At 47.8% G+C, this 12,398-nt stretch carries 21 protein-coding genes; 7 read left to right on the top strand and 14 right to left on the bottom strand.

Features of this window, described 5'->3' with window-relative positions:
• The first annotated feature begins 52 nt into the window (after positions 1 to 52).
• The 7 genes from GK108_RS12535 (at position 53) to GK108_RS12505 (ending at position 3,890) form a co-directional block, all read left to right on the top strand.
• A complete protein-coding gene (locus GK108_RS12535; protein WP_163948244.1) occupies positions 53 to 331 on the top strand; it encodes a hypothetical protein in 279 nt (92 codons plus the stop codon).
• Positions 331 to 741 carry a DUF1353 domain-containing protein gene (locus tag GK108_RS12530; protein ID WP_163948241.1) on the top strand — a complete coding sequence of 137 codons (411 nt, stop codon included), beginning with the start codon at positions 331 to 333 and terminating at the stop codon, positions 739 to 741. Before GK108_RS12535 ends, GK108_RS12530 begins: the two co-directional genes overlap by 1 nt.
• Positions 741 to 1,658: a hypothetical protein gene (locus GK108_RS12525; RefSeq protein WP_163948238.1), complete on the top strand. Its 918-nt coding sequence runs from the start codon at positions 741 to 743 to the stop codon at positions 1,656 to 1,658. Before GK108_RS12530 ends, GK108_RS12525 begins: the two co-directional genes overlap by 1 nt.
• A 2-nt stretch (positions 1,659 to 1,660) precedes the next feature.
• Complete coding sequence (locus GK108_RS12520) at positions 1,661 to 2,164, top strand: hypothetical protein (protein WP_163948235.1); 504 nt, start codon at positions 1,661 to 1,663, stop codon at positions 2,162 to 2,164.
• 11 nt (positions 2,165 to 2,175) lie between these two features.
• A complete protein-coding gene (locus tag GK108_RS12515; RefSeq protein ID WP_163948232.1) occupies positions 2,176 to 2,367 on the top strand; it encodes a hypothetical protein in 192 nt (63 codons plus the stop codon).
• A gap of 91 nt (positions 2,368 to 2,458) precedes the next feature.
• Positions 2,459 to 2,728 (top strand): hypothetical protein, encoded by a 270-nt coding sequence (locus GK108_RS12510; protein WP_163948228.1) that lies wholly within the window; start codon positions 2,459 to 2,461, stop codon positions 2,726 to 2,728.
• Positions 2,729 to 2,741: 13 nt separating this feature from the next.
• Positions 2,742 to 3,890 carry an SGNH/GDSL hydrolase family protein gene (locus tag GK108_RS12505; protein WP_163948225.1) on the top strand — a complete coding sequence of 383 codons (1,149 nt, stop codon included), beginning with the start codon at positions 2,742 to 2,744 and terminating at the stop codon, positions 3,888 to 3,890.
• 285 nt (positions 3,891 to 4,175) lie between these two features.
• On the opposite strand, the gene GK108_RS12500 is transcribed toward GK108_RS12505, so the two are convergent.
• The 14 genes from GK108_RS12500 to GK108_RS12435 all read right to left on the bottom strand — a co-directional run bounded on the left by GK108_RS12500 (position 4,176) and on the right by GK108_RS12435 (position 12,398).
• On the bottom strand, positions 4,176 to 4,667 hold the full coding sequence (locus GK108_RS12500; protein ID WP_246224858.1) for a pyrophosphohydrolase domain-containing protein: 492 nt from the start codon (positions 4,665 to 4,667) through the stop codon (positions 4,176 to 4,178).
• A gap of 9 nt (positions 4,668 to 4,676) precedes the next feature.
• Complete coding sequence (locus GK108_RS12495) at positions 4,677 to 5,048, bottom strand: hypothetical protein (RefSeq protein WP_163948222.1); 372 nt, start codon at positions 5,046 to 5,048, stop codon at positions 4,677 to 4,679.
• Positions 5,041 to 5,538: a hypothetical protein gene (locus GK108_RS12490; protein WP_163948219.1), complete on the bottom strand. Its 498-nt coding sequence runs from the start codon at positions 5,536 to 5,538 to the stop codon at positions 5,041 to 5,043. Before GK108_RS12490 ends, GK108_RS12495 begins: the two co-directional genes overlap by 8 nt.
• A 45-nt stretch (positions 5,539 to 5,583) precedes the next feature.
• Complete coding sequence (locus GK108_RS12485; protein WP_163948216.1) at positions 5,584 to 6,366, bottom strand: hypothetical protein; 783 nt, start codon at positions 6,364 to 6,366, stop codon at positions 5,584 to 5,586.
• Positions 6,356 to 7,309: a uracil-DNA glycosylase family protein gene (locus GK108_RS12480; RefSeq protein WP_163948213.1), complete on the bottom strand. Its 954-nt coding sequence runs from the start codon at positions 7,307 to 7,309 to the stop codon at positions 6,356 to 6,358. Before GK108_RS12480 ends, GK108_RS12485 begins: the two co-directional genes overlap by 11 nt.
• On the bottom strand, positions 7,302 to 7,568 hold the full coding sequence (locus GK108_RS12475) for a hypothetical protein (RefSeq protein WP_163948209.1): 267 nt from the start codon (positions 7,566 to 7,568) through the stop codon (positions 7,302 to 7,304). The genes GK108_RS12480 and GK108_RS12475 overlap by 8 nt, the downstream gene beginning before the upstream one ends.
• Before the next feature lie 8 nt (positions 7,569 to 7,576).
• Entirely contained in the window at positions 7,577 to 8,185 is a 609-nt protein-coding gene (locus GK108_RS12470; RefSeq protein WP_163948205.1) for a hypothetical protein, read from the bottom strand.
• Positions 8,182 to 8,598 (bottom strand): hypothetical protein, encoded by a 417-nt coding sequence (locus GK108_RS12465; protein ID WP_163948202.1) that lies wholly within the window; start codon positions 8,596 to 8,598, stop codon positions 8,182 to 8,184. Before GK108_RS12465 ends, GK108_RS12470 begins: the two co-directional genes overlap by 4 nt.
• Positions 8,576 to 9,397 (bottom strand): phosphoadenosine phosphosulfate reductase domain-containing protein, encoded by an 822-nt coding sequence (locus tag GK108_RS12460; RefSeq protein ID WP_163948199.1) that lies wholly within the window; start codon positions 9,395 to 9,397, stop codon positions 8,576 to 8,578. Before GK108_RS12460 ends, GK108_RS12465 begins: the two co-directional genes overlap by 23 nt.
• Positions 9,398 to 9,440: 43 nt before the next feature.
• Positions 9,441 to 9,581 (bottom strand): hypothetical protein, encoded by a 141-nt coding sequence (locus GK108_RS12455; protein ID WP_163948197.1) that lies wholly within the window; start codon positions 9,579 to 9,581, stop codon positions 9,441 to 9,443.
• A gap of 127 nt (positions 9,582 to 9,708) precedes the next feature.
• The gene (locus tag GK108_RS12450) at positions 9,709 to 11,283 is read right to left on the bottom strand and encodes a DUF4942 domain-containing protein (RefSeq protein ID WP_163948194.1); all 1,575 of its coding nucleotides are present in this window, start codon (positions 11,281 to 11,283) and stop codon (positions 9,709 to 9,711) included.
• On the bottom strand, positions 11,273 to 11,563 hold the full coding sequence (locus tag GK108_RS12445; RefSeq protein ID WP_163948191.1) for a hypothetical protein: 291 nt from the start codon (positions 11,561 to 11,563) through the stop codon (positions 11,273 to 11,275). Before GK108_RS12445 ends, GK108_RS12450 begins: the two co-directional genes overlap by 11 nt.
• Before the next feature lie 2 nt (positions 11,564 to 11,565).
• Entirely contained in the window at positions 11,566 to 12,165 is a 600-nt protein-coding gene (locus tag GK108_RS12440; RefSeq protein WP_163948190.1) for a hypothetical protein, read from the bottom strand.
• Positions 12,162 to 12,398 (bottom strand): hypothetical protein, encoded by a 237-nt coding sequence (locus tag GK108_RS12435; protein WP_163948187.1) that lies wholly within the window; start codon positions 12,396 to 12,398, stop codon positions 12,162 to 12,164. Before GK108_RS12435 ends, GK108_RS12440 begins: the two co-directional genes overlap by 4 nt.

Raw genomic sequence — 12,398 nt, 5'->3', positions numbered from 1 at the left:
GACAACTCTTCCTATAACTTATGTTGGATTGTTCGGCTTACCCACTGCGTCTATGAACACCCCTGCTTGCCTGTTGCTCCGACCCGGACAGGTCGATAAATCCCCGGATGGTTTATATCGGCTAATTATTGAACTCCTCAAAAAGGTGTTGGGCCTGGAAGAAACCAGGCCGACTGTATCCGTAACAACCACTCTGACCAGTGCCCGTACTATGGTGATTGAAGGCCAACCCGCCATTTTTATTCTGACCGAAGACGAAGACTTTGGTCAATCCCTAACCTTTTATGATGGGGAAAATTATTATGCTTCCCCTCTGGTCGCCCGGACATAATGACCCCAATCTTACCCCGTTATGTAGCCGTCCAATATCCAACGTATACTGAGGATCGTCAAGGGCAGAGTCGGCAATGTTTCTGGCTAGTAGAATCCCTAGTAATTACTTTATCAACAGGGTTAACTCTGACTATACCAGCTGGGTTTTGTACCGACTTTGCCTCAGTGCCAAAACTTCTCTGGTGGATCTTTCCTCCGGTTGGGGACCACATTTTAGCGGATGTAGTCCATGATTATCTGTACGCTTCCCATCTGCTAAGCCGGGCAGACGCGGACCGGGAATTTTTACTCCTGATGAAACACCTCCGACCCTTGCCCCGAAGCTGGGTCGATAACCACCTTCGCTACCTGGCTGTCCGCATTTTTGGCCGGGGGCCTTACGCCCGAATGGGCCAACTTAAACGATAATGGCAAACATCACTGAAGACTCACTAGCTGGACTTGTTACCCAGTTAAGTCAGCGGGTTGCCACACTGGAAGCCCGTCAACAAACTAATCAGGTAGGTTCCAGAGGCCCCCAGGGGCTTCCAGGAAAGACTGCTTATGAACAGTATGTCGAACACAACCCAGGGGCCAGCTTTTCTGATTACCTAAACAGTATACAGGGACCAGAAGGGCCTACTGGTCCACAAGGGCCGGCAGGGGAAAGCATTCCTGGTGAACCAGGTCCTGCTGGACCTCCGGCTAAATTAACTATTGGAACAGTTTCTACCCTGGCTCCGGGGGCTCAGGCAACGGCTGAAGTAACGGGTACCCCACCCAATCAGGTACTTAGCTTGGGTATTCCAAAGGGTGATGCCAGCCTGGTGCCGGGTCCAAAGGGAGATACAGGAGCTACGGGTATTGGGGCGTATTCAACCCTAGCAGCCGCCTTTACCCAGCCAGCCGTGATGGGTGCCTTGGCTACCGTTTCTTTGGCAACAAATGTTTGGGTTGCTCAGGGAATGAACCTCTACATCTTCAATGTGGCCACTGGATCCCCCGGCGGCTACTACAAGGTTGCCGGTAAACTGGGTACACAAACGGTTTATCTGCAACGAACCAGCTCTATTGGTATGGGGGCGGGTAATACCATAGCTCCAGGATCGACCGTAGTGGCTGTAGGCGAAAAAGGCGAGAGCAATTTACCAGTTGGGAACCCGGGGGACATGTTGTTTTATGTAAGCGGCAGCTGGGTGCCCGTTAGCCCCCTAGTTATAACCCAGGATCCCACGGCTACTGATATTGTCAATGGGACCTTTCGGTTAGTCAAAAACACAAGTGCCGGCTGGAGGCGATTGTATTGGAACGATGCCGGCACCTTATCGTACATTTCCTTCACATAATTATGAGCGAGTTAATCAGTATACCTGCCCCTACGCTTCCTGGATCTGCCCAGGACCGTATAGTCATCAACGACTATTTTATGATCAATCGGTATGGCGAGTTGATCCAGCGAACCGAATGCCACCCTTTACTGCAAACCGGGGAAACGTATCAGGCTGCCGCCCAAAACCTGAACTATGACTCGGCCACTCGTCAGGCCTACCTGGCCAGTTCTCAGCCCATTGTTGTATTAACCACAACTCAGGAATCGTTCGTCAATGAGGTGGGGGATCTTGTTGAAGAAGGGACTCCTGATGCCATCTCCCAGAAAGCCTGGTTCCAAAGCCTGACGCTGGGTAAACTTCGGGACATGGGAATGGTTATCTCCGATAATACGACACTGTGGGAAATCATCCGATCATTCCTGCTGCGGGAAATGAACCGGTCCGTAAGCCGAAATAAATATGGGGGTTACGTTGCCCCAACACCAGAGCCGGATGAGACTCCTGGCGAAACTGAAGCCTAATCCACACACCCATGCAGATCTACACCCAACGTAGCCAGTTAACAGCCCTGACCAAGGATCAGCTGGCTGATATTATCATCAAACAGGCTAATGTACTGGCCATTCCCGAAGTAGCCGTTTTCCTGGAAGACGGGGCTGTTCGAAACAAAATCCGTCGTCTAGCCAACTGTACTGTTTTTCCGGGATGTATTAAGGTGGAATAGGTACCGACTTTCGGGTACTGGGGTCAGCAGGTTTTTGGTGTATTTTTGGGTTCTACTTGTTACGACCGATTGTATACTAAAAACCTGCTTTATGGCCCAACAGCCCACCACCATTCATCGTACCTCTACCTGGAACAAAGAGGATCAGTTTACCATTTCGGGTAGTCAGCTCCAGACAATTATGGACCTGGCCGCCGTATTCCGTCCTGTTGTTTATCTGGCGGACTCCCTACTACTCTCTGGGCAGAAATCCGGCATTATTAAGGATACCCTGGTGGATGAAAACGGTAATACCATTGATCCATCCCAACTTGATGCTCAGCTACGAGACCTGGCTGGCTTATTTAATCCAAACGGTTAACAACCGGTAGCTCATGTTCAAATACCTTTCCCTTTGTCTGCTGCTGATCCTTCCCCTTTTGTCGAAGGGCCAGTCAAGCGGTTTTCCCACTACCTTACTGAATACCGTTCGAACCGTCAACTATACCGAAGCTGAACGGATACGTATCGAAGGACTGGACCTGGAGACGGCAGGTCTTACCTATCCCACAGGTTTTCCGGCTTCTACTACCACAACTGTCGCCAATTCATCCACCTTATCGTTCGGTACGTTTGGTAGTCCGGTTACCGTAGGTGGTTTCAATCCACCCATTACCAAAAAGTGGTATATCGACCACTACACGTTAGGAACAACCATCCCCGTATTCGCCCGGGTGAGTATGGGCCGTCCCAACTCGGGAGATCTTCAACTCTATACAGGCAGCAATAGCTACCCAGCCAATGCCGTCATTTATGGCGGAGATGGTGCCATTTCCCTTCGACTGCAGGGCAAGACGGATACAACCCGGCGAGGTGCTTTGGGTTTTGGTGTTCATGGTTATACGGCCAGTGCTGACAATGACTATGAAGCTCCCTACCATCTGTATATCTATGGCGATTCTAATACGGAGGGTACATCCGTAGCCGGCATTACCTCTCGATGGGAAGTTTGGACTTGGCGACTCAAGGCTTACTTTAAAGGTAAAAATCAACCAATCCACCTGGTCGACAAATCCGCTGCTGGACAAAGCTCTGTCTTATTTGACAAGATCAGGGGAGGAGGACGGTTACAAGGGATCAAAGATCCCTCCCTGGGCCTATGGGCATTAGGAACCAATGATTCGGATACGGCTGCCTACCGTGTAAATCTGAATAGATTTATCAATGACTGGCTAAAACAGTATGAGGCCCCCTTGATTATCCTGGGACCTGGTCCTCGTTCAGCCGGTTCATCGGGTGAAACCCTGGCAGGTTATATCCGGGCCATTGATGCCCAGGTTGTTGCTCAGTTTAATCAGCCTTCAAAAGTAATGTACCTCAATCTGGGATCAGCTTTTTCCAATGTAGGCGATACGTATTTCACCACAACAGACTCGTCGACTTCCGGTAACCGGGTTCACTGGAACGTTGCAGGCCAGCAGGCCATTGCAGAGCTACTTATCGGTTTTCTCGAAACCCGTTCGTTTCGGTTGACCGGTTCCTGAACCCAATTAAAATAAAAAAGGAAGTGGGGCTATAGCCACTTCCTGTTGTTGTCTCAAAAGGGTCCTTATACAGGACCCTTTTTCTGTTTATAGTGCACTACCTAGTCAGCCGCCAGTAACTGAATCTTGGCTTCATCTAACAATCGGCAAATTGCCTCGGGGTCCATTCTTCCCTCAACACGAACCTGGAGCTTAGTAATCTGGTTATTTCTACCCGTACTGCACTCAACCTGAATGGTATCCTCCTGTGACCTACTATCTGTTTTAGTATCGTTGCCCATTGTTTTAGTTGTCGCTTTGAACAAATTTAGCTAATTCTGCAGGAGAGTATTGCACAGATTTGAGTATTTTTTCGTCTTCTGTACGGAGTATAACTGTTTGGTTACCAGTTGTTACTGACTTGGTTTCTATGCCCTTTGAACGATATGATTCGATGGTATCGGTAACCTCCTGGTCAGTGATGCAGAATTTGCTCATATTTGACCGTTGAACTTCACGGAAAGCGGGAACAAAGACAGTCCCCATGCCGAACTCTAAAACGGTGCCTGTCAGGATATATTGCAAATCGGCCAGGGCGTCCAGGACCTTAGTTAAATTTCCTTCCCGGAGTGCTTCAATGTATTCGTCCAGCTCTTCCTGAAGCAGTCTTGCCCGTAACTCTTGCCGGGCCACCGATGGAAAAGCCGGACGGGATAGAAAGGGTGTCTGACTTGCCTGGTAAAATTCGGTAACCAGGGGTAAATAGGGGTCACTAGGTAACAGTAATGGGTAATCCATCTCGATAAATTAGGTATTAACAAGTTGATTTAACATCCGGTAAATTACTGCCAGCCGGCTCTGGGTGGTTTTGTTTCTCACTTCATATCGAAGTTTAGCCAGTAACCCGTTAATCTGATCCCGTTGCTGATTTGTGGGATAGGGTTCCAGATCGGGATGGCTTCGGTTCCGGTAGAAGGTATGAGTACGGTACGTGTCGGAACTGTTTCTTGCTTTTTCACCATCAACCAGGTATCGATTCAGTTTGACTATACCGTGGTTTATTCGAATACTCACGATATGTTTCCAGACATCGACAACCACATGTTCACTTACGCCACGCCGGGTCAACCGATATACCGTATCACCAGCATTTAGGGGTTTAACGACTGGCTTACGCATGGATTAATTGTTGGAGCTGGTCTCGAATCAAATCGGGGTTAAACCGTTCTAACAAACCATTAATGACCGTATACGATACCCGGGGCCGGTTCCAGTATTCATAAACTTCCAGTGCCTCCACCGTAGAGAAGGCCTTGTAGTTAGGATCTGTTAACCGTTTCTTGGGCTGTTCTTCTCCCGACCAGTCTTTGGTAAAACATTGCCGGGCTACCCATTTGTCCCGTTGCCAGTTATGCATGCACTGTAACCAGTATACGGGCTGTTCCGGATCCGTAATGGCTACTCCATCCTGAGTAGTTAATATCACGGTGGGTGTAGCTACATCAATTTCCTGCCAGAATTCGGGAAAGGTTATACATTCTCTAAATTCTCGCTGACTAGCCAAGTAGGGGGGTGCGTTCAGGCTTCCTGTCCAGGCATATTCCCGTATTGTATTTTCAGGAGGTGAACCCGGGTATGTTTTGGTTAGTTTAAATTGTCTTCTGTTCATAGAGTTGTATTACCCGGTCAGAAAGACCAACCGGGTATATAGTAGTTATGCCGCCTGGTTGGCTGCTTCGGAAAGCCTGCCGGCATTATCTACAATTCGTTTGTTGAATAATCCGTGTAATAAAAGGGTATAGACCTCCACGTCCCCACACTTTTCATCGATCATGGCCTGAGTCGGAGTAATCTGACGGTTTTCCAGATCCAGCACAATATCCCGAAGGGAAATGATCTGTTTGGAAACCAGTCCCCAAAGAGCCCGTTCGGGGGTCTCCATATTGAGCCCTCCAATGGATTCGAAGTTGTGCCAGCGATTGTTGTTGCGGACGTATTCCCGGGCTTTGACAATGAGGATATGCCGGATCTGATTGAGCTGTTTGTCCAGGAAGACATTGAAAGCATCATCCCCCGGTACTGAATCCACCACGGCTTCCATGGTTGCTACGGCAGAGTATAAATCAACCTGGGTGCCGGCTGAAACCGTATTGATGGATTGGGTAACGTCGGCAACTGGGGGTTGATCAATGGTGTTTAGCTGGAAGAGCGGTACTGGCCGGAAATACTCTTCCTCGAATGGCAGTTTGACGGCAATTCCGTACTGACCTCTAATATTAAATTCGAGGTCCTCTTTTCGCTGGGTTAACTTGTAGACCAGGTTATTTACTACAATAAATGTCTGAGCCCGGACCTCCGTCGAAAACAGGGTGACTTCCTGTCGTTGCCGGTTAAAATGTTTTTTATCAACGAGGCCAAAGTCGATTTCCTGGCTGACCAGGTAGGGTTGCCAGTTGGTCAGGAAATCTTCCTTGGTTGCAATCTGATTAGTCGTCATAGGAGATGCCGATTTGTTCGGCAAATTGAACAAATACGTCGGTGTCCAGGCTAATACCCTGACGTACGTATTGGAGGGGATGTGACAGTGTCCAGACGGCATGGTCCGGGTTGATTGCGCTATGCCAGCTCTGGGCATCGGATCCGAACAGAATCCATCCAAGACCTGGACGATTGTTTAAAATAGTTACGATTTGCTGGGTAAATGGTTTCCAAATACTCAGGTGGGCTAAAGGGGATTTGTTACCGGTAAGTCCCGCCTGTAACAAGAAAACACCTTGCTGGGTCAAATTTACTAAATCTCCCCGTAATTCCCAGTTAAACGAGAGATTTGCTGTTTTTCGTATACATTCCTGGATTAAACTAATTTCTACCGATTTATACAGTGAGGATTTTGTCCAAAGCCTGCCCCCGCCGTCTATAGCCCATAATCGTCCATTGGCTAAACCTGGCTGATTTAACGGACCTGGCCCCATCCAGACACCTTTGATTTTTTGCAAGGGCATCAGGAAAGCAGCAAACATCTGGTGGACATCCGGAAAAACTGTCTCCTTTTTCCGTAACTGGGAGATGTCCCGGAGAATCTGTTTGAATTCGTCGGTATGTAGGTAGTCATAGAGGGCCGTATACCAACTGCCATGAAACCGGCTGAGTAGTTCCCAGTCATAGTTAGAAATGGGAGGTAACTGGTTCATGTCCGAATCTGAATGAGCCAGGCTCATGTGCGGATATTGGCCGGCATCAGTACAGCCGCAGAGCTCTTCCAGCAAAAAAGCAGGGTAGAGGATGTTCTTGCGGACCGAGGCATCGACCAGCATTACATTCTGACCTTGCCGGGCAGCCTGCTGCAGATCTCCAACTGGCAATCCAGTCCAGCGGTCTCCAACCAGGTCGGCTCGAAGGTAGGTAACGTTTTCGGTCAGGGCTGTTTCCAGACTAAGCATGGACCAGGTCCGGACTGGAGATCCACCAGTAAAATCCGGCTACTTGTTGGCGGGTGGCCGGTAGCTTCTTGACGTACAGCAGATCTCCACTGACTAATTTGTGCTCATCGACGTTGAACCAGTCAGCGGGTTTAAATCCGTCCACTTTACGATCCTGATCCTCCCGATCCCCGTAAAACCGGCGAAGTAGGGGGTTGATCTGTCTACGTTCATTTTCCGTAAGGGGCCGGCGACGGGACACTTGTTGGGTACTTGACATAATTGGTATTATTGGTTGTTAGTTTTTTCAGGAAGATTAACCGGGTGGCATGTCCAGTCACCGTATCCGAAACCCTGGTACTGAAGAACACCTTCGGTAATATCGAGCATCCCTTCAGGTTCCAGTCCGTATAGTTTGGCTCGGTCCTCGTATCCAATGGCAAATTGGTATTTCAGATGCCCTCTATAGGTGTTTTGTGCATACGAAAGTGGTCCTATAATTGGTCCACAGGAGCCCCAGTCTTGTTTACGTTGACGGTCTAGTTCAGAAACAAAACCGTGAAATAAACCCAGATACATACCCATGGGAAGTCCTTTGACATCTTCTCCGTAAATCGGAATGCCTTCGGCAAAGACTGGGGTAGCGATTGGAATAAAGGCATTGGCCAACAGGAACAGTTCCTCTTCACAGAGATACTGGATTTCTATGTCATCCATGGCTCCAAAGAGATGGGGAGTGCTGTAACTGACTGACCATGTTTTATCCTCATTCCGAAATACACCGTGTACTGTCCACCCGTTTTCAAACACGATGGGAGAGAGGTCATAACTTCCCTGGTCTTCTTTTTCGAAATGGTTAACCAGTAGCTCAACAATCAATTCGGAAGTATGTGTCATTCTAGTTGTAAAACCACAATCCGGGATGGGGTATCATTTTCCCCAAGTAACCCCAGTTGTCGAATGGTCATGTCCAAAGCATGCTTTGGGGAAAGAGGGAGGGAGTAGCCAGCCAATTGATTGGTTTCTCCTTGGATCCATACAGATCGTAAATCTGGTTTATCCAGAGATCCGAATACGGCTTCAGCCACACCGGGCTTACCAACTTCACCAATAAGTTTGGTAACCCGTTTGGTAATCCAAACATACTGATTCTCACCAAATGGCCAGGTAAAGGAGAATATACTGATTGAAGGATCTTTTAACCCAACGTAGACATCATAGACCTCTGTATTATCAAATATGGGAATAAGAGCAAATAAGTGACTGGTTCCATCTGGATCTTTACAGTCAAGATAAAAGGCAGAGTTCATCCAGATAGAGTTTGGGTTGGTTTTTCCTGGGCATCCGAAAGGTGTGACCAATGGATCGTTCCAGCTTGGCGTATTCCAGCAATAAATCAGGTCGAAGTTTTCCAGCCCGTTTCAGATCCGAATCCTTGGCCATGATACAGAAGCTGCACGAACACCGCTCCATGCCGGCGGGATAAACCCAGTGAAAATTCCAGCCTTTGACGGCGGCTACGGGGTCATATTCCCAAATTTCCTGACGTTCAACTAGCTCCAGAACAGTATGCCCCCGGCTTGCCCAGACATCCTCAATTGTCCAGTCCAGAATTGGATGCCAGGTATAGGCTGTACGGAGTGTATTGGTCTGCCGGGTATTAAGTTTCCAGGTTGGTTGTTTGGAACGGGCTGCGGATTCCTGGGATCGAAGACCCAGACAATCCACAATGATCGGAATATTGCGTTCATTGGATAGTTTCCGGGCCAGCTTGGCAACGGGGTCACGTTTTAAATCGGACGTACACTGCCGGTTCTCAGGAGACGGCCACATGCCCCGGTTGTTAACCATATCAAACAGCGTTTTGTGGGAGCTGATGACGTGGAAATCATGTCCGGGCTGTAGATACGTTTGAATATGTTCGATGAGTCCAGGCCATTCGATGTGGCCAAGGGCGACATGGACAACGATTAATTGGGGGGCCGGGATAGTCCTGGCCAGATAATCGTACATGGCATCACTGTCCTTCCCGCCAGAATGATTTGCGATGAACAGGGCACCCGATCCGATAAGATCATCCAGATCGGTTATTTCTGCCGGTTTGAGCACAAAGGTAATTATTTATTGATTAGTTCTACCGGTTTTTCGGTATTTATCCGGTGTTAGCCAGTTCTTCCTGCTCTTTTAGGATTTGAGCAGCTTCCTGGCGGGCACTACTTTGCAGATCAACATGCCCACAGGGATTGGTCCAAATGTCAACTAGTAGGACCTGTTTTCCGTCATAGTGGTTCACTTGCCACCGGTTGAGACCCCTGGGACCCCCGCAAACCGGGCAAGTGTTCCCGATTTCAAACCGGGATACCTTGACCCCTTCCGTCACCGAGCGGTCCGGAATATTAACAATCATAAAGAGTGTTGGATTAAACGAGCACCAGGGCCAGTTGACCGTTCTGTTCAGGAGTAAGAACACTGCCGTATTGCTCGGCCAATTCCTCCTGAGGAACTGGTTTAATAGGTACCAGATTGGATGAAGGGGTTTGTTTTGAATCGGGTTTGTAACTTGGATCATACCCTAGCCAGTTTTTACCTTCTGCTGCCGTCCTGTTGAATCGTTCCCAGAGTTTATCATCTTTAAAACGGAGGTGGATCGTACCTTTCAGATAACAGCGTATCCAAAAGAATTCGGTTTCGGTCTCAGCTGTTTTGCCGAACGGAATGGTATTAATAATGTCCTCCATCCGGGTTATTTTATCCCAGTCACGGCCAGTCAGGTAACACATCACCTTTTCGATGTCTCTGAATTGATCCGAGTAATTCCAGTTGATACGAAACATTTGCGGTTGAGACCGGTATTCCCGGTTTTCTGAACTAATGTATCGTGGTAACACAATCCGTTTGTTGACTTTCCAGGCATCATTGGTTTTCCAGCCAGCTACCATCATACGATTCTCATGGTAGTACTTGGTACACTGATCAAACACTTCCACCACGGCCTTTTTCATAATTTCGTGCCGGTTGGTAATCAGCATCTGCACTAAGGCAATGATGTTTTCTCTGGTCAACGACATGCTTCCCTGGGTTTGCCGGAATTTTTCGAAATCCTGTTTTACCTTGTATGTCAAGTATTTTTCCACACTGAGTTTACGTAGGATGCTGGCCCAGGCGGCACCACCATACTCCTGAATGAATAGGTTGTATACATCATTCGTACTCCTACCATTTTTAAGGGCATTGTCGGCAATCTCAAAGATATTCTGGTCAATGAGATGATTACCGTAATAACTCAGCTGATTACGGGCTTTCAGCAGCCCAACAAACATCTCCTTGGTTTTCTCAAACAGATCCAACATGGCCCCGATTTTGTCTTCCTTAATCAAGGTCGTTTCTGCACTGTTTAGGTCGAATGATAAATCAACCGGCTTGTCCTTCGAGCGTAGATGGCTAAAGTCAAGCAGCGGATCAGATTCGGTTTTTTGGAGCCGTACCAGAGCAATATCGATGTCGGTTTTTCTCAGTACGTTTAACTCATCGAAGACGGGTCCGATATTCTCAACCGTGCCATGCTGCTCAATAAGTGCCACTAATTCCTGACGCCGTTTGGTATAGGGATTATTAATGGTTTCCCAGTTCAGAAGACAAACGATGTCACCGTTCCGCATGATCTCCCAGGCCTTGAGTAGATGGGCATCTCCGTTCGAAAAAGGTGGGTTCATTACAACCAGATCAAACCGGTAATCACCCTGATAATCCAGAAAATCCGGGCCTAAAAACCGGTAGCCCTTCCCTTGAAGGGTGAATTGCAGCTCGGGATCGGATTCCAGGCAGTACAGCTTGTTGCGAGGTACACGGTGTCTGGTACTGTTTAGATAATCCAGTATGGCCCCGCTCCCTGCTTCGGGGTCCAGAACGTGTTTGTCATCAAGTCCTTTGTAGGGTTCCAGCATGCGCCGTATAACGGCTTCTGGGGTGGGGTAAAACTCAGGGTTATTCAACATGGTCTGATCCAAATAGTTCTTTGAGTTGGTCCAGTGACAGTTTTTTAAAGGCTTCAACCTCACCTGGAAATTTTTGACTATTGTACTCGGTAATACCGGGAGTATCCAGTTTTACGTGTTCAGTAAAGTGCAGATCGGAAACGTTTCCTTTCCGGAAGCTCTCGTCTCCATTTAGGTCCTGTTGTTGGGTGACCTGTTCAACAGCCTCTTCCAACGTGTCTGCTTCCACAGCTACTTTGCCGTGAAATTCGAAATAGCAGGGAATAATGTATTGGGGCATCGTTAATAGTCAACTTCTTCCAGGTAAGCCTCCAGAAAATCTTCAAACTCTCCGGTTTTGAGTTCTTGAACTGCCTTGAAATTCATGTTCAAGCTCCACTCCGTATAAGCACTACCTAATAATTCAGCCAGTACTAGGTACATTTTACCAAATAGGTCAAACTGATATTCGGTCACTTTTAGATCCAGTTTGTTCAGATCTGTCTGGAGTTCCTGAAGGTATATCAGGTATTCTGTAAAGTCGTTACAGTCCCAGGCACTCATACATTCTCTCATCAGAATGCCGAAAGTGTCATCAAAGGTTGGCTTATTGTCACTTAACGTATACCAATAAGTCCATCCATTTTGAGAATGCCTGTCGGCAGACCGGGTTCTGAAATGTGGATTACTTTCAGGTAATTTATATTCCCGACCCCGAAAGAAAGCAGTTACCCAAACCTGTTTAATTTGATCTTCTGTGTATAGACTAGGTAGTCTTTCGGCAAGAAGAGATGTACTAAACGTATGTCTCGGATTTTCAGCCCGCCATTTCTCATACTCGTCTACCCTAAATATCCGGTACCGAAAGGGCATATACTGTAATATGAATTCAGTCGGTGTCATTTGGGCCAGTTGGTTTTGATTTCCTGAAGGGCTTCGATAAAAGCATCTATCTCCTCGATAGGAACACAGATTTCACAGGAGGCCGGTTTCCCCCGGCTGGTTAGTGGGACCATTTCTACCTGACGACTGTGGAGTACGGGTGTTAATTGAATACCCCTCGTGTTGCCGTTTCCACTTGTACCAGTATACCCGGCTGAGAGAACTCGGTTATAATTAACAGTTTGAACTTTCAT

The sequence above is a fragment of the Spirosoma terrae genome (assembly GCF_010435915.1).
Taxonomy (GTDB): Bacteria; Bacteroidota; Bacteroidia; order Cytophagales; family Spirosomataceae; genus Spirosoma; species Spirosoma terrae.
The sequence above is the reverse complement of the archived record's forward strand: the minus strand, read 5'-3'. Positions and strand labels throughout refer to the sequence as shown.